Origin of the sequence: Janthinobacterium agaricidamnosum (genome assembly GCF_003667705.1) — a bacterium.
Lineage (GTDB): Bacteria > Pseudomonadota > Gammaproteobacteria > Burkholderiales > Burkholderiaceae_D > Janthinobacterium.
In genome coordinates this window covers 784,254-800,651 of record NZ_CP033019.1, presented here as the reverse complement: position 1 = coordinate 800,651, position 16,398 = coordinate 784,254, and the positions used below count along the sequence as shown (strand labels likewise).

The 16,398-nt window shown below is 59.5% G+C and carries 14 protein-coding genes; 2 read left to right on the top strand and 12 right to left on the bottom strand.

Annotation, left to right across the window (positions count from 1 at the left end):
• The first annotated feature begins 238 nt into the window (after positions 1–238).
• Both D9M09_RS03600 and D9M09_RS03595 read left to right on the top strand, forming a co-directional pair.
• On the top strand, positions 239–898 hold the full coding sequence (locus tag D9M09_RS03600) for an FxDxF family PEP-CTERM protein (RefSeq protein WP_070218193.1): 660 nt from the start codon (positions 239–241) through the stop codon (positions 896–898).
• A 259-nt stretch (positions 899–1,157) separates the two neighbouring features.
• Entirely contained in the window at positions 1,158–1,607 is a 450-nt protein-coding gene (locus D9M09_RS03595; RefSeq protein ID WP_070218194.1) for a hypothetical protein, read from the top strand.
• Between the two features lie 515 nt (positions 1,608–2,122).
• On the opposite strand, the gene D9M09_RS03590 is transcribed toward D9M09_RS03595, so the two are convergent.
• The 12 genes from D9M09_RS03590 to rimP all read right to left on the bottom strand — a co-directional run bounded on the left by D9M09_RS03590 (position 2,123) and on the right by rimP (position 16,192).
• Positions 2,123–2,506, bottom strand: a complete 384-nt coding sequence (locus D9M09_RS03590; protein ID WP_070311565.1) for a hypothetical protein — start codon at positions 2,504–2,506, stop codon at positions 2,123–2,125.
• 150 nt (positions 2,507–2,656) lie between these two features.
• Positions 2,657–3,229, bottom strand: a complete 573-nt coding sequence (locus tag D9M09_RS03585) for a hypothetical protein (RefSeq protein WP_121668591.1) — start codon at positions 3,227–3,229, stop codon at positions 2,657–2,659.
• A gap of 168 nt (positions 3,230–3,397) precedes the next feature.
• On the bottom strand, positions 3,398–3,745 hold the full coding sequence (locus D9M09_RS03580) for an energy transducer TonB (RefSeq protein ID WP_070218202.1): 348 nt from the start codon (positions 3,743–3,745) through the stop codon (positions 3,398–3,400).
• Positions 3,746–3,805: 60 nt separating this feature from the next.
• Positions 3,806–5,560: a methyl-accepting chemotaxis protein gene (locus tag D9M09_RS03575; protein WP_121668590.1), complete on the bottom strand. Its 1,755-nt coding sequence runs from the start codon at positions 5,558–5,560 to the stop codon at positions 3,806–3,808.
• Positions 5,561–6,096: 536 nt separating this feature from the next.
• A complete protein-coding gene (locus D9M09_RS03570) occupies positions 6,097–6,561 on the bottom strand; it encodes a hypothetical protein (RefSeq protein WP_121668589.1) in 465 nt (154 codons plus the stop codon).
• A complete protein-coding gene (gene dusA, locus D9M09_RS03565; protein WP_121668588.1) occupies positions 6,561–7,556 on the bottom strand; it encodes a tRNA dihydrouridine(20/20a) synthase DusA in 996 nt (331 codons plus the stop codon). Before dusA ends, D9M09_RS03570 begins: the two co-directional genes overlap by 1 nt.
• 119 nt (positions 7,557–7,675) lie before the next feature.
• A complete protein-coding gene (typA, locus tag D9M09_RS03560) occupies positions 7,676–9,508 on the bottom strand; it encodes a translational GTPase TypA (protein ID WP_070223676.1) in 1,833 nt (610 codons plus the stop codon).
• A gap of 253 nt (positions 9,509–9,761) precedes the next feature.
• The gene (gene truB, locus D9M09_RS03555) at positions 9,762–10,697 is read right to left on the bottom strand and encodes a tRNA pseudouridine(55) synthase TruB (protein WP_121668587.1); all 936 of its coding nucleotides are present in this window, start codon (positions 10,695–10,697) and stop codon (positions 9,762–9,764) included.
• A 2-nt stretch (positions 10,698–10,699) separates the two neighbouring features.
• Complete coding sequence (gene rbfA, locus D9M09_RS03550; RefSeq protein ID WP_035825200.1) at positions 10,700–11,116, bottom strand: 30S ribosome-binding factor RbfA; 417 nt, start codon at positions 11,114–11,116, stop codon at positions 10,700–10,702.
• Positions 11,117–11,236: 120 nt separating this feature from the next.
• A complete protein-coding gene (gene infB, locus D9M09_RS03545; protein WP_034760145.1) occupies positions 11,237–14,095 on the bottom strand; it encodes a translation initiation factor IF-2 in 2,859 nt (952 codons plus the stop codon).
• 46 nt (positions 14,096–14,141) lie between these two features.
• Complete coding sequence (gene nusA / locus D9M09_RS03540) at positions 14,142–15,707, bottom strand: transcription termination factor NusA (protein WP_070222358.1); 1,566 nt, start codon at positions 15,705–15,707, stop codon at positions 14,142–14,144.
• A complete protein-coding gene (gene rimP / locus D9M09_RS03535) occupies positions 15,704–16,192 on the bottom strand; it encodes a ribosome maturation factor RimP (protein WP_035828693.1) in 489 nt (162 codons plus the stop codon). Before rimP ends, nusA begins: the two co-directional genes overlap by 4 nt.
• Between the last annotated feature and the right edge of the window lie 206 nt (positions 16,193–16,398).

The following is a 16,398-nucleotide window of genomic DNA, read 5'->3' as shown; positions in this document are numbered from 1 at the left end:
GGTTTTTTTACGTCCCGATGTCACAAAAATACCGTGACGCAAGTAACTCCAAGCTTGCGTTCGCCTTGGAGCTTCACAGCAATTCATTCACCATAGAAATTAATTTCCATGTAGACACAAATGATTTCACAATTGCAAATAATTTTAGCGGGCGCGTGTTCTTTTTGTGAGTTTTGGTGATATTCTTTAAATGTCATTTAAGAAATCAAATTATCTTTTAACTAAGCAAAGAGAACCCATGAAGACGCCAGCCACCCTCCTGAAGATCGCCGCACTGGCCACCCTGGTCACCGCTGGCGCCGCCAACGCCGCGACCGAACTGGTGGTCAATGGCAGTTTCGAAAACAATGTCATCGCCTCAGCCTGGGCTCCGCTCAGCAGCGTGACAGGCTGGACTTCATCGGCCAGCGGCAATTCGGCCTTTGAAATCCAGAAAGGCGCCACGCAAGGCGGCCAGGGCGGATTCAACCCCGTCGCCGCCAGCGGCACGCAATACCTGGAACTCAATACGGACCGCCTGACGTCGGTATCGCAAGCGATCGCCACCACGGCCGGCAGCACCTATGCGCTGTCGTTTGCCTACTCGGGCCGTCCCGATACGGCGGGCGGCGCGAACAGCCTGATGAATGTCTACTGGGGTTCGACGCTGCTGACGCCAACGGCATTGATCGGCAACACGAGCGGCGTGTGGCAAACCTACAGCCAGAACGTGACCGCACTCGGCTCTTCGAGCCTGCTGCGTTTCGAATCGATCGGCCCCGTCTCCGCACCGACCTATGGTTCCTACCTGGACAACGTCTCGGTGACGGCCGCCGTGCCGGAACCTGAAACCTACGCCATGATGCTGCTGGGCCTGGGCTTGCTGGGTTTCATGGCACGCCGCAAGACAGCCGCCTGAGTCCGGACAGACGCCACGCAACAGCCGTCCCGCCGTTTGGCCGGGCGGCTTTTTCTCGTCCGAAGAAGCGTGCACTGCAGCATTAAATGTTGCCCAAAAGAATTAAATTGGCGCTACAATAGCGGGGTATCAAGCAATGCCAAGCATCGCTCCGCCAGGGCCCCTACCCCGCCCTGATCATCAGCACGCATTTTTTGAACAGGATGACTGGCGCTGCCGGACCCGATTGCGCTCCCGGCACGGCCACCACACACGCACCATGTCCGCAGAAAAAACCATTACCGAAACGAGTTCCTACGGCAAGGAAACACCCGTGGGACGTCCCGACATCGATGGCCGCGCCGGCATTTTCGTGCCCACGGCGGAATTCGACATCAACAACACCACCACCATCCGCAAGGGCGCGGGCATTGTCGGCTTCGGCAACCTCGACGGCACCCTGACCGTGTACTTCGAAGCGAACCGCTTCGACGAAAGCAATCTGCACAAATGGGAACACAAGGCGCGCAAGGCATATGACCGCATGGTCATGGGCGCACCCACGGTGTCGAAGGCGAAGATCGACGCGCGCATGCTGGAACAGGTCGGCATCATCGATGGCATGGGCATCAATCTCAAGCATCCGGAACGCCTGACGCACTGGCTGGCGATTTCGAACGTGCCGGACACGGCGCCGGAAGAGCCGGTGCTGCGCTGGAAAAACCGCTAAGCAATCCTCAGGAAATTATTGTGAAGTTATGACGAATAGAACCGGATGCTATGCAAGGCGCCCGCTGCGACGCAGTGCGAGCACTGCTAGCAGTGGGCAACACCGCAGAGCGCCGGTTATAGAAGTCAGAAATCGCAATAATTTATTGGGGTTACTTAGGCTGCCGGAGAGCGAGGCGGGGCCTCAGCGACGAGGTGTTGTCCTACATCGTGGCGGACATTCATCCGATGCCCGAGAGCATTTATTCGACCTATGATGAAAGCCTGACAACCCACCTCACACCATTCAGGAGTACGACATGTCCCGCCTCATCCCGATCAGCTTTGGCGCCTTGCAAATAGGTCTGGCAGCGGCGGCGATGTATATCCTGTGCTCGGCGGACGTGCTGCACCAGAGTTCGGTATATTTCCACTGATTACGCTGCGCGGCGCTGCTCGTCATCGCCAATGAGAAAGCGCGCCGTGCTTTACGAAGCACGACGCGCTTTCTCACGCCAGAAGGACTACGCCCCGCGTCTAGCGGCGGCCGTGGTAGTGTCCATGCCCGCCCCAGCCGCCGCGGCGTCCGCCATAGCGCCCAAAGCCAAACATGAAGTCCAGCCCGATCGATACGGGCGGATTGTAATAATACGGTTGCGGCGCGTACACGGGCGCCGGCACATACACGGGCTGCTGCACGTAGACAGGCGACTGCTGCACGTAGACGGGCTCATTCGTGTATTCCACGCGCGGCGCGCTCATTACGCGGCCCGACTGCACCGGCTCGGACGAGACCGTATGCCATTCATAGGGATTGTAGGCCCCCTGTGGCGCGCGCGAACCGTAATACGCGGGCCCTGGCGGGGCCACGACGCAGCCACCCAATGCGGCCAGCGAAATTACTGCCAACAGGGTTTTCATCGCAATTCTCCTAATATGTACTACCTCAAGTAAGTACTATAAGAAATTACGCCATGCTTTGCTGTGCTTTTACCGATTGTTACACCCCGACGCACGCCGCAACATGAAATGTAGCAATGGCGCCACAAGCGGCCCATGCGCCATGTTTCCTCAGATAAATGGAATGTCGCACGTGTCGATGGCCTTGCCTGCCGCATCGTAGCGCTGGACGCACACCTGGTAGCGCACGCCGTAATCGAGCTCGACCTGCTCGACCTTGCCATACTTCAATTTCCAGCTGGGCTGCACACGCTGCTTGCCCGCCAGGGCTGGCACGTCCTGCGGTATCGCCATCGCCGTTTGCGTCTCGCCCTGGCGCGCATCCTGGCGCCGCGCCACGTCGATCGCAACGTTCACGGCCAGGTCGACGCCGCCGTCCGCATACGCCAGCTTCGGCGCGCTGCGCTGCGCCCGCATCACACCCCAGCTGCAAGCCTTGCCGCCGGCGTCGCATTGCTTCAATTGCGCCAGCGGAAAATATTCAGGGGCAATCTTGCCATCCTTGATGGGCCAGCTGGTGCGTACACCGTCGCGCTTGCCCGTCAGGGGATTGTCCCAGCTCAGGCTGTTGACAACGGCGACGGTCTGCCCCGCCTGCAAGCCCACGGGCGTGCCCAGGGAAGCGCAGGCGGAAAGCAGCAAGCCGGTGGCGGCCAGGGAAGAAAGTGTCAGGATGCGCTGCATGGTAGGCCTCTTGTGGTGGGATATCCCGAAGGTATGTTTCGAGGGTAACAGAATCCGCAGCGGCAGCGCCGTTGGCTGCCGCACATAACAATACGGGCGGCACCCTCGCAGGCGCCGCCCGTAGCGGATACGGTCATGCCGGGAGACGCGCTCCCGGCAGTGCCTGGATCAGTCCAGCTTCCAGGCGTAGTCGACCTTGGTCCAGGTTTGCGCAGGGGAACCATCCTTGGTGCCCGGCTTGAACTTGCATGCGGACAGGGCCTTGATGGCGGCCTTGTCCAGGTTCTTGAAGCCGCTGCTCTTCTCGACTTTCGAATCAGCAACGCTGCCATCGGCATTGACCAGGAAGGACATCGACACGGTGCCCTGCTCTTCGTTCATCAACGAGGCTTTCGGATAGTCGGCCTTGCAGTTCTTGGCATCGAACGACGCGGGCACCTCGGCAGCGAAGGCTGCGGAAGAAACGGACACCAGCAAGGCTGCTGCAACACTCATCAAACGCTTATTCTCAAACATGTGCTTCCCCATGATTATCAGATACGGTAATTACAACTTCCTGTGCGCTGTTGACCGCGCTTAAAACTCTTCCCACTCGTCATTGCTGGTGCTGCCGGCCCCTGCCGCCTTGCGTGGCGCCGCGGCAACCACGGGAGCGGCCGCTTCGGTCTTGCGGGTCAGCGATTTCACCGGACGCAATGCGGGCGCCGGCTTGCGCACGGCCGCTGGTGCGGCAGCCACGGGTGCCGGCGCCGGCACAGACGCCGCTGCCGGTTTCTCTTCGCCTTCGACCAGCTTGAAGATGCTGACCACGTGCGCCAGTTCGGCCGCCTGGTCCTGCAGGCTTTGCGCCGCGGCGGCTGCCTGTTCCACCAGGGCGGCATTTTGCTGCGTCATGCCGTCCATCTCGATGATCGACAGGTTGACCTGTTCGATGCCGGCGCTTTGTTCCTGGCTGGCACTGGCGATCTCGCTCATGATGTCCGTCACGCGGCGCACGCTGTCGACCACTTCGCCCATCGTCACACCAGCCTGGCCGACCAGACGCGTACCGCGTTCCGTCTTCTCGGCCGAATCGTCGATGAGGATCTTGATTTCCTTCGCGGCGCCAGCGGAGCGCTGGGCCAGGTTGCGCACTTCGGACGCCACCACGGCAAAGCCGCGGCCTTGCTCGCCGGCACGCGCCGCTTCCACGGCCGCGTTCAGCGCCAGAATATTCGTCTGGAAGGCGATGCCGTCGATCACGCCGATGATGTCGACGATCTTCTTCGCCGACTCGTTGATCGAGCTCATGGTGTCAACCACTTGCGACACGACGGAGCCGCCCTTCAGGGCCACGTCCGACGCGGTCGCGGCCAGCTTGTTCGCTTCCCGTGCATTGTCCGCATTCTGTTTCACGGTCGAGGTCAGCTCTTCCATCGCGGACGCCGTTTTTTCCAGCGCGCTGGCCTGCATTTCCGTGCGCGACGACAGGTCGATATTGCCGTCGGCGATCTCGCGCGAGGCTGTGCCGATGGTTTCCGTGCCGACGCGCACCTGGCCGACGATGCCCACCAGGCTGTTGCGCATTTCCTTCATTTCCGCCAGCAGGCTGGAATTGTCCGATGGCTGGGTGTGGATGCCGATCGACAGGTCGCCATTGGCAATGCTGCCGGCGATCGATGCCGTGTAGTCAGGCTCGCCGCCCAGCTGTTTCAGCAGGCCGCGGGTAATCACCAGTGCCGCCGCCACGCCCATCGCCACGGCCAGTACGCCGAGGATGATCATGAACAGGCGCGCGCTGTCGAAAGCCTTGCGGGCATCCGACTGCATCTGTTCATTGAGCTTGTCTTCCAGGGTGGCCAGCTGCTCCAGCGCTTCCATCCATTTTTTCTGCACCGGGCGGATTTCCTTGATCATCACGCGCGTGGCGCCTTCCGCATCGTTGGCCATCCACAGTGCGGATGCCTTGGCGATGGCCGGCATGGCGGCCGCTTCGTATTCCTTGATCGAAGCGAGCAGGGTCTTTTCTTCGGCAGTCGACTCGACGGCGAATTTCTCTTCGAGCTTCTTCTGCGTTTCCTGATAGGTGCTCGTCTGCGTCTTGATACGCGCCATTTCCGGCTCCATATCGCTCGCGTCAGTCATCAGGGTGAGGATGCGCAGCGAGGTGATGCGGTCGCTGACGTTGCCACGCATATCGATCACCAGGCGGGTGACGACATTGTTGACATTGATCACGTGATCGAGACGTTCCTGGATTTGCGCCATGCGCGCGATGCCGAGGACGGTCACGGCCACCAGCAGAACCAGTACCAGGGCGAAACCCAGGCCCAGGCGGGTACCAACCTTCATTTTTGCTAAATTCATTTCGGCTCTTCGTAAATGAAACTATTGATAAGGATTTTTTGCCCGGCACGACAAGACGAAGGCTGCGGTACACCGGTATCCGCCCTTACCCATTGGTATGCTGGCGGTATCCGGCTGCACGCAGCCTGGGGTACTTCCTGGTCCTTCGCCAGCCCTGAAACAGCCAGTGACTGCGAATGCAAACTTGCTCCACACGCTGAATTTTTGACACTGATGATATGAGATCAACATCAAACATTCATATGAGAAATATTTGTCTATAATCAATTATAGGTGTAAATTTTGCCTCAAAGCAAGCAATAAGTACCTGAATAAATGGCAGATTAACTTTCTTCGGGGAAATGGCAACAACGCCGATTCTTGCCTCTTAGAAATGCCCCATGGCAGTGCGGGCGTGCGCCGAAACGGCGCATTTACAACACATGGCGTAGCCATATTGCATCGTTTTGGAAGAGGTGCTCAGAGGAAGGGGGAGTACGGACAATACCACTGCGCAGAAGCAGCGGTATAGACAAGTTGGCTCAGCTGTCCCAGCTGCAATGCATCACATAGGCGTGGCACTCTGTGCCAAAGACAAAGACGCTCCAGATGGCGCCCAATTGCCCGGTCAGGCTGATCTGGCCAGATGATACCAATTGATACCAGCGCGGCTCGCCGCGCAGCAGTTCGGCCAGTTCTCGCTCGAAACCGTCATATAAACGCGCATCGAGCGGCTGGCGGTCCGCCTCGCTCATGGGACGAATACGCTCCAGCAACCACTGGCGCGGCGTGCAGGCGATGCCGCTGCACACTACGCTCTCGAGCGGCTGCAAGGACAAGCCCGCCGGCGCAATCCGCAGCGCGCGGCACAAGGCATCGAGCGATGCCTGCGGCGCGACGGGTCCCAGATACTCGCAAAGAAACAAGCTGCCGTCATCCTTCAGGGCGCCGACGGCCAGCAAGTAGCCCTCGATCACGCGCGCAAGGCTGTGGCAGTCGCCGCTCATCAGGCAGGCAGCGACAAACGCGCCGCCGCTTCCAGCAGCAAACGGGGGTCGCCCGAGGCCAGCTTCTTCGAGTCCGACAGGGTCTGGCGGAAGCCGCGCGCGCCGGGCAGATTTTGCATCAGGCCCAGCATGTGGCGCGTGACGCTGTTCAGTTTCAAGCGCCCCGCTTCTTTTTCCAGCTGCGCGCTAATGTACGGAATCATCGCCTCGAGTACCTGCTCGCGCGTTTTCACGGGCGTCTCGTCGCCGTAGTAGCGCTGGTCGAACTGCGCCATCACGTACGGGTTGTGATACGCCTCGCGGCCCAGCATCACGCCATCGAGGTGCTGCAAATGCAGGTCGATCTCGTCCAGGGTCTTGATGCCGCCGTTGATGATGAACTCGAACTGGGGAAAATCGCGCTTCAGGCGGTAGGCGTAATCGTATTTCAGGGGCGGCACTTCGCGGTTTTCCTTCGGGCTCAGGCCTTTCAGGATGGCATTGCGCGCATGCACAATAAACGTCTTGCAGCCGGCATCGGCCACGGTACCGACGAAGTCGCGCACGAAGTCGTACGATTCGCTGTCGTCGATGCCGATGCGGTGCTTGACCGTGACGTCGATGTCGACCACGTCGCGCATGGCTTTCACGCAGTCGGCCACCAGTTGCGGCTCGGCCATCAGGCAGGCGCCAAACGCCCCTTTCTGCACGCGCTCGGACGGGCAGCCGCAATTGAGGTTGACCTCGTCATAGCCCCACTGCTGGCCCAGCCTGGCGCTGGTGGCCAGGTCTGTCGGATCGCTGCCGCCCAGCTGCAGCGCCACCGGATGCTCTTCCTCGTTGAAGCGCAGGTGGCGCTCCACGTCGCCGTACACGAGCGCGCCCGTCGTCACCATCTCGGTGTAGAGCCAGGTGTGACGCGTGATTTCGCGGTGGAACTTGCGGCAATGGCGGTCGGTCCAGTCCATCATCGGGGCAACGGACAGGCGGCGGGAGGGCAAAGAAGAGGAAGTCATGGTGTCTACAAAAAAACAGGAGCTGCAAATGACAAACCCGCTGCGCGCCTCACCAATGACGGTGACGCGGCGCAGCGGGCCGGAAGCGGCATGGCCCGCAGGCCATGCTCTACAACAGATTACGCATCACGCGACGCTTTTTTACGCTCGTGCTCTTTCAGGAAGCGCTTGCGCAGACGGATCGATTTCGGCGTGATTTCCACCAGTTCGTCGTCCTCGATGAATTCGACTGCGTATTCCAGCGACATCTGAATTGGCGGTACCAGGCGCACCGCTTCGTCGGTACCCGACGAACGCACGTTGGTCAGCTGCTTGCCCTTGATCGGGTTGACGACCAGGTCGTTGTCGCGCGAGTGGATACCGATGACCATGCCTTCGTAGACCGGGTCATTGTGCGATACGAACATGCGGCCGCGGTCTTGCAGTTTCCAGATAGCGTAGGCAACGGCAGCGCCGTCATCTTGCGAGATCAGCACGCCGTTACGACGGCCGGCCATTTCGCCACGGGTGTTGTCGACTGGTGCGTATTCGTGGAACACGTGGCTCATCAAGCCGGTGCCGCGGGTCAGGGTCATGAATTCGCCCTGGAAGCCGATCAGGCCACGCGCAGGGATCAGGTACTCGAGACGCACGCGGCCCTTGCCATCCGATTCCATGTTTTGCAGGTCGCCGCGACGACGGCCCAGTTCTTCCATGACGCCGCCCTGGTTGGCTTCTTCCACGTCGACCGACAGGTTTTCAAAGGGCTCGTGGCGCACGCCATCGACCATCTTGAACACCACGCGTGGACGCGATACGGCCAGCTCGAAGCCTTCGCGACGCATGTTTTCGATCAGAATCGTCAGGTGCAGCTCGCCGCGGCCCGAAACTTCAAAGATCGTGTCGTCGTCGGTCGGCGCTACGCGCAGAGCAACGTTGGCTTTCAATTCTTTTTCCAGACGGTCACGCAGTTGGCGCGAGGTCACGAACTTGCCTTCGCGGCCAGCCAGTGGCGAGTTGTTGACCATGAAGTTCATGGTCAGGGTCGGCTCGTCGACGGTCAGCATCGGCAGCGCTTCCGGGGTGTCCAGTGCGCACAGGGTCGAACCGATGCCGATTTCGTCGATACCGTTGATCAGGCAAATGTCGCCGGCAACAGCTTCGTCCACCAGCACGCGCTCCAGGCCCTTGAAGTTCAGCACCTGATTGATGCGGCCTTTGATTGGCGTGGCGCCTGGGCCATTGATGACCAGCACGTCTTGACCAACTTTCACGGTACCGCGGTTGACGCGGCCAATGCCGATCTTGCCGACGTACGACGAGTAGTCCAGCGAGGTGATCTGCATTTGCAGCGGGCCTTCCGGATTGTCGTCACGTACTGGAACGTGTTCCAGGATGGCGTCGAACATCGGCTTCATGTCGCCGCCGCGCACGTCTTCGGTCAGGCCGGCATAGCCGTTCAGGCCGGAAGCGTAAACGATAGGGAAATCCAGTTGCTCGTCGGTTGCGCCCAGCTTGTCGAACAGTTCGAACGTCTGGTTGATGGCCCAGTCAGGACGTGCGCCTGGACGGTCGATCTTGTTGACGATCACGATAGGCTTCAGACCCAGTGCCAGCGCCTTGCGCGTGACGAAACGGGTTTGCGGCATCGGGCCTTCCTGTGCATCGATCAGCAGCAGAACCGAGTCCACCATCGACAGAACACGTTCCACTTCGCCGCCGAAGTCGGCGTGGCCTGGGGTGTCGACGATATTGATGTGGGTGCCTTCGTACTCAACAGCGCAGTTCTTCGACAGAATCGTAATGCCGCGCTCCTTTTCCAGGTCGTTCGAGTCCATGACTCGGGTGTCGACCGCTTGGTTTTCACGGAAGGTGCCGGACTGGCGCAGCAGCTGATCCACCAGCGTGGTTTTGCCGTGGTCAACGTGGGCGATAATGGCGATATTACGAATTGCGCGTTTTGTATTTGACATGGTCGTAGTAGTTACTGAAAAACTGCGGAGTGCGTACAAGGTGTACGAGATACCCGAATGCTAATCTATTTCCGGAACCGCGTAGTATAGCATGTTGCGTTGCAACGCTATCTAAAAATGCTGGCGGCTCCCGCAGTCGGGGACGGATTGTTTAAAAAAGCGACACTGTTTGAAGAGTGCATGCCGGGGTCAGACCCTCAATCCCGCCAACTCAGAGGCTTGCGCCAACGGTCGAGGGGTCTGACCCCAGCTTTTATTGATGTGCTGTGGCAATGAGCCGTTCGGGCGCCAGGATGCTGTATTCCTGTAACTGGCCCGTGCCCAACAGCTTGCTGTCGTGATACACGCGCACCCTGCCCGGTTCGGCTGGCACGGCGACGTCTTCCTTGCCCAGCGCGATGCGCTGGCCATGCAGGAAACGCTTGGCCAATTCTTCCGTCAGCTGGACGGCGGGAAAACTCGACAACAGTGCATCGACGGGCGCCAGCAGACTCAGCGGCGTGGCATGCGCCGTCAGCTCATCCAAGGTGACGACGCCGTCGAGCGTCAGGTTGCCCACCTGCGTGCGGCGCAAGGCGTTCAGATGAGCGCCGCAACCCAAGGCATGGCCGATGTCTTCGCCCAGCACGCGGATATACGTGCCCTTGCTGCACATCACGGACAATTTCAGGAACGGGGCTTCATAGCCGAGGAACTCGAGCTTGTGGATGGTCACCGGGCGCGCTTCGCGCTCCAGGGTGATGCCTGCCCTTGCATACTCATATAGGGGCTTGCCGTCCCTTTTCAAGGCCGAGTACATGGGCGGCGTCTGCAGGATAGGCCCGCGGAACCGCGCCAGCACGGCTTCGATCTGCTCTTGCGTGACGTTGACCTCGCGCGTTTCCAGCACTGCGCCTTCCGTGTCGCCCGTATCCGTCGTCTGCCCCAGGTGCACCAGGGTTTCGTAGGTCTTGTCGGCTTCCAGCAAGTCCTGCGAGAACTTCGTCGCCTCGCCAAAGCACAGCGGCAGCAAGCCCGTGGCGAACGGATCCAGGGTGCCCGTATGGCCGGCTTTTTTCGCGTTCAGCACGCGCTTGGCCTTGATCAGGGCGTCGTTGCTGGACCAGCCCACGGGCTTATCGAGCAACAAGACGCCGTCGACCAGGTCGCGCACCCGCTTGATGCCCGGTGGTTTCTTCGGACCCGCCACTGTTATTGCTCGTCCGCTTCTGGTTTGACATCCGGCTCGGCGTCGGCCGCGCGCGTGGCATTGGCCTTGTCGATCAGGAGCGACATTTCCATGCCGCGCGAGGTCGAGCTGTCGTGCACGAAATGCAGCATCGGCAGGGTGTGGATGTGCAGGCGCTTGCCCAGCAAGCCACGGATGAAGCCCGAGGCGGCCATCAGGCCTTCGGTGGTGTTCTTGATGGCTTCCTTGCTGTCTTTCAACATCGTGAAAAACACCTTGGCGTGCGCGTAATCGGGCGTGATCTGCACTTCGGTGATGGTGATCATCGTGCCCACGCGCGGGTCTTTCAATTCGTAGGCGACGATCTCAGCCAGATCGCGCTGGATCTGGTCGGCCACGCGCAAGCCGCGCGCTGGCATGGTTTTGCTATGTTTAGCCATGATTTTATGCTGTCCTAAGTGCCGCAGGGCGCATGGGTCAAACGGTTGCCCGTTGACCAATGCGCCCCACGTGTTTGCGCGGACAACGGTATGTCCGCGCGGTTTTCATTGCTGCTGCGATTACAGGGTACGAGCGATTTCCTGGACTTCGAATACTTCCAGCGTGTCGCCAACCTGAATGTCGTTGTAGTTCTTCAGCGACAGGCCGCACTCCAGACCGGCGCGAACTTCTTTCGCATCGTCCTTGAAGCGTTTCAGGGAGTCGATCTCGCCGCTCCACACCACGATGTTGTTGCGCAACAGGCGGACGGAAGAAGCACGCTTGACCACGCCATCGGTGACCAGGCAACCGGCAATCGCGCCGACCTTCGAGACCAGGATAACCTGGCGGATCTCGACTTGGCCGATGACGGTTTCGCGTTTCTCTGGTGCCAACATGCCCGACAACGCCGATTTGATCTCGTCGATCGCATCGTAAATGATGTTGTAGTAGCGAATGTCCACGCCATTCGACTCGGCCAGCTTGCGTGCCTGGGCATCAGCACGGGCGTTAAAGCCGATGATGACCGCTTTCGAGGCGACTGCCAGGTTGACGTCCGATTCCGTGATGCCGCCGACGGCCGCGTGAACCACTTGTACGCGCACTTCGGAGGTCGACAGTTTCTGCAGCGAACCGACCAGCGCTTCTTGCGAACCTTGCACGTCGGTTTTGATGATCAACGGCAAGTTTTTCACTTCGCCTTCGGCCATCTGGTCGAACATGTTTTCCAGTTTCGCAGCTTGCTGTTTCGCCAGTTTCACGTCGCGGAACTTACCTTGACGGAACAGACCGATTTCGCGCGCCTTGCGCTCGTCAGCCATGACGACGACTTCTTCACCGGCAACCGGCACTTCCGTCAGACCCTGGATTTCGACCGGAATCGAAGGACCCGCTTCAGCGATCGACTTGCCGTTCTCGTCCAGCATGGCGCGAACACGGCCATACGAAGAGCCCGCCAGAATCACGTCGCCGCGTTTCAGGGTACCGGACTGCACCAGGATCGTCGCGACAGGACCACGGCCCTTGTCCAGACGCGCCTCGACTACCAGGCCGCGCGCTGGCGCATCGACCGGTGCCGTCAGTTCCAGCACTTCGGCTTGCAACAGCACTTGTTCCAGCAGATCGTCGATGCCCTGGCCCGTTTTGGCCGATACCGGCACGAATGGCGATTCGCCACCGTATTCTTCCGGCACGACTTGTTCGGCGACCAGTTCCTGCGTCACGCGGTCCACGTTGCCGCCCGGTTTGTCGACCTTGTTGATCGCCACCACCAGCGGTACGCCGGCTGCTTTCGCATGGGCAATCGCTTCTTTCGTTTGCGGCATCACGCCATCGTCGGCGGCAACCACCAGAATCACGATGTCGGTTGCCTTGGCGCCACGGGCACGCATGGCGGTAAACGCTTCGTGGCCCGGGGTGTCGAGGAAGGTGATCATGCCGCGTGGCGTATCGACGTGGTAAGCGCCGATATGCTGCGTAATGCCGCCCGCTTCGCCGGAAGCCACCTTGGCGCGACGGATGTAATCGAGCAGCGAGGTCTTGCCGTGGTCGACGTGACCCATGACGGTGACCACCGGTGCGCGTGGCTTGGTTTCGAAGTGCGCGTGTTCGCCCACGTCGGCCAGCAGCGCTTCCGGATCGTCCAGTTCGGCGGCGAACGCCTTGTGGCCCATTTCTTCCACCAGAATCATGGCGGTTTCCTGATCCAGCACCTGGTTGATCGTGCACATCTGGCCCAATTTCATCAAATGCTTGATGACTTCGGATGCCTTGACGGACATTTTGTGCGCCAGTTCGGCCACGGTGATCGTTTCCGGTACGTGCACGTCCTTGACGACGGCTTCCGTAGGCGCCTGGAAGTTCGATTCACGGTCGTCATGGTGCGTCGGGCGACGGCCCTTCGCGCCACCGCGCCAGCTGTCACGGCCGCCTGGGCCGCTATTGCCGCGTGGCTTGGGACCACCGGTGGTGCCGCGTTTTTTCGCATCATCGGACCAGGTGGACGACACATTGGCCGACTTGATGGATTTCTTGTCTGCGACAGCAGGCTTCTTGTCGCCCGGCTTGTCGCCAGGTTTCTTGTCAGCAGGCTTGTGCAGCGTGCCTTCCGGCGCCTTCGGCTTGACGGGAACCGGTACGGGTTCCGGTGCCTTGATGGCGCGGCGTGGCGCGTTCATCATGGCCTTGATCTGGGCAACTTCGTCGGCAACGGCCTTGCGTGCACGCTCGGTGGCTTCCGCTTTGTCAGCGGCTTCCTTGGCAGCAACAGCAGCGGCGGCGGCTTTCTTTTTCGCTTCTTCAGCGGCAGCGGCTTTTTTCGCTTCGGCGGCGGCATCGTCAACGACAGGCGCAGCGGCGCTGGCGGCAGGCGCGGCGGCGGCCTTGGCGGCCGCTTTCTTCGCTTCCGCTTCCGCTTCTTTCTTCGCAGCCAATTCAGCCTGTTGCGTGGCTTTCGCCTGGGCTTCTTTTTCCGCGTCGAGCTTGGCCAGACGTTCTTGCTTTTCGCGCAGATCGGCTTCCTGGCGGGCGATCAGTTCAGCCTGTTTACGGGCTTCTTCTTCACGGCGCGCCACGTCGGCGGGATCGATCACCGGTGCGGCAGGCGCGACCGGTTCTGCCGCGACCGGCGCAGCTTCGTCACGCTGGACGAAAGTGCGTTTCTTGCGCACTTCCACCTGGATCGTGCGCGATTTGCCGGTGGCGTCTGCTTGCTTGATCTCAGTCGTTTCCTTGCGGGTCACGGTGATTTTTTTCTTTTCTGTGTCAGCCGCTGCGCCGTGTGTGCGGCGCAGATGATCCAAAAGCTTGTCCTTATCATCTTTCGACAATGGATCTGACGTCGAACTTTTCTCGACGCCGGCAGAACGCAGCTGCGTCAGCAGCAAATCTGCAGGCATCTTCAGTTCGGTGGCAAATTGGGCTACGTTGTTACTCGCCATTCAGTCCTCTTTTCTATGTGTCGCGGAGATGATAAAGATACTCAAATTAAGCCTTTGCGGATTCGGCCAGACTCCATGCCTTGGCTTGCAACGCCTTGGCACGATCGTCGTATTTCGAGTCAACCAACTTCATCTCATCGTCGGTCACATCTTTAAATTCACTTGTAATCAGTTCACGCGCACGGTCCGCAGACAAGGCCAGGATTGCGCCAAATTCGTCGTATGCCAGTGCTGCAAATGCTTCTACGGTCTTGATACCAGCCAGACCCAGCTTGCCGGCGGTGATGCGATCCATGCCTTCCAGATTCACCAACGCCTCGTCCATGCCTTCCAGACCCTCTTCCGAAGCGATCGCTTCGGTCACGAGCGCATCACGCGCACGGGTACGGAGTTCATTGACGGTATCTTCGTCAAACGATTCGATTTCCAGCATTTCGGAAATTGGCACGTAAGCGATTTCTTCCAGACTGGCGAAACCTTCTTCCACCAGAATATCGGCCACTTCCTGGTCGACATCGAGCTTTTCCATGAACAGGATGCGCACGGCAGCCGTTTCCTGGGCAGCTTTGTCGGCCGATTCTTCGGCCGTCATGATGTTGATCTTCCAGCCGGTCAGGTCCGAGGCCAGGCGCACGTTCTGGCCGGAACGGCCGATCGCGATTGCCAGGTTTTCTTCGTCCACGACGACATCCATCGCGTGTTTTTCTTCATCGACCATGATCGACGACACGTTCGCCGGCGCCAGGGCGCCGATGACGAACTGCGCCGGATCTTCCGACCACAGCACGATGTCGACACGTTCGCCGCCCAACTCGCCGGTGACAGCCTGCACGCGCGAACCGCGCATGCCGACGCAAGTACCGATCGGGTCGATGCGCTTGTCGGCCGTGTAGACGGCGATCTTGGCGCGCACGCCGGCATCGCGGGCTGCGGATTTAATTTCCAGCATGCCTTGCTCGATTTCCGGCACTTCCAGCTCGAACAGCTTCATGATGAATTCCGGCGCGGTGCGCGACAGGATCACTTGCGGGCCGCGCATATTGCGGTCGATGCGCAAGATGTATGCACGCACGCGGTCGCCGATACGCAGATTCTCTTTCGGAATCATCTGGTCGCGCGGCAAACGTGCCTCGATCTTGCCCGATTCGACGATGGCGTCGCCGCGTTCCATGCGCTTGATGGTGCCGGTGACGAGCGAATCGCCGCGCTCCAGGAAGTCGACCAGGATCTGTTCGCGTTCGGCGTCACGTACGCGCTGCAGGACCACCTGTTTGGTATCCTGGGCGAAACGGCGGCCGAATTCAACGGATTCGATCGGTTCTTCGATATGGTCATCGACTTCGATATCGGGAATCTGTTCTTTTGCCTCGAAATGCAGGATCTCCTGATCCGGCAATTGCAGGCCCGCTTCATCGGGCACGACGTGCCAGCGGCGGAACGATTCGAATTCGCCCGTTTCGCGGTCGATCGAAACGCGGATGTCTACTTCACCCTCATACCGTTTCTTCGTGGCTTGCGCCAACGCGAATTCGAGGGCGCCGAAGACGACATCTTTATCGACGTTTTTTTCGCGCGCCAGCGCGTCAACCAATAATAAAACTTCGCGGCTCATGCTTTGCGTCCCTTAAAAACCACCTGCGGCACCAAGCGTGCCTTATCCACATCGGCGAGCGTAAACTCCAACATCGCCGGACCATCCTTACCTTCAAATTCCAACGACAATTTATCGCCCACGGGTTCTTGCAAGATCCCCTGGAACGATTTCCGGTTGTTCGTACCCGGCATCGCCACCATCAGCTTGACGATGATTTCCTGGCCTGCGAAACGGACGAAGTCTTCCAGCTTGCGCACCGGACGATCGAGACCCGGGGAAGAAATCTCGAGACGCTCGTAAGGAACGTTCTCTACCGTCAACACATGCGATAACTGGTGACTGACCGTGGCACAGTCTTCGACCGTGATCGGACCTTTTTCAGCGGCATCGGCGGCGCTGAAATCAATAAAGACGCGCAGCAGCCCGCGCTCGGCACGTTCGACATCAACGAGCTCATAGCCCAGACCTGTAACTGTCTTTTCAATTAATCCCAACTGCTGCAAGAAATTCTCCAGAAATAAGGCCCGTTTTCGGCATGACAGCGCCGCAATAAGCGCCGACAACATGCAAAAACACGCATTCAAGTCATATATGGCCCCTTGCGGAGCCATTACAAACGGTTCAACAAAAAAAAAATGGGCATCTGCCCATCTTCTTGTATTTTCCCAACCAGATGAAAGCACTCCCCACCAAACAACCCTGCGGAGAA

What these genes read in the sequence shown, in the direction of transcription:
- D9M09_RS03600 (WP_070218193.1), top strand. Translation starts at nt 239, where the DNA reads ATGAAGACGCCAGCCACCCTCCTGAAGATCGCCGCACTGGCCACCCTG.
- D9M09_RS03595 (WP_070218194.1), top strand. Translation starts at nt 1,158, where the DNA reads ATGTCCGCAGAAAAAACCATTACCGAAACGAGTTCCTACGGCAAGGAA.
- D9M09_RS03590 (WP_070311565.1), bottom strand. Translation starts at nt 2,506, where the DNA reads ATGAAAACCCTGTTGGCAGTAATTTCGCTGGCCGCATTGGGTGGCTGC.
- D9M09_RS03585 (WP_121668591.1), bottom strand. Translation starts at nt 3,229, where the DNA reads ATGCAGCGCATCCTGACACTTTCTTCCCTGGCCGCCACCGGCTTGCTG.
- D9M09_RS03580 (WP_070218202.1), bottom strand. Translation starts at nt 3,745, where the DNA reads ATGTTTGAGAATAAGCGTTTGATGAGTGTTGCAGCAGCCTTGCTGGTG.
- D9M09_RS03575 (WP_121668590.1), bottom strand. Translation starts at nt 5,560, where the DNA reads ATGAAGGTTGGTACCCGCCTGGGCCTGGGTTTCGCCCTGGTACTGGTT.
- D9M09_RS03570 (WP_121668589.1), bottom strand. Translation starts at nt 6,561, where the DNA reads ATGAGCGGCGACTGCCACAGCCTTGCGCGCGTGATCGAGGGCTACTTG.
- dusA (WP_121668588.1), bottom strand. Translation starts at nt 7,556, where the DNA reads ATGACTTCCTCTTCTTTGCCCTCCCGCCGCCTGTCCGTTGCCCCGATG.
- typA (WP_070223676.1), bottom strand. Translation starts at nt 9,508, where the DNA reads ATGTCAAATACAAAACGCGCAATTCGTAATATCGCCATTATCGCCCAC.
- rbfA (WP_035825200.1), bottom strand. Translation starts at nt 11,116, where the DNA reads ATGGCTAAACATAGCAAAACCATGCCAGCGCGCGGCTTGCGCGTGGCC.
- infB (WP_034760145.1), bottom strand. Translation starts at nt 14,095, where the DNA reads ATGGCGAGTAACAACGTAGCCCAATTTGCCACCGAACTGAAGATGCCT.
- nusA (WP_070222358.1), bottom strand. Translation starts at nt 15,707, where the DNA reads ATGAGCCGCGAAGTTTTATTATTGGTTGACGCGCTGGCGCGCGAAAAA.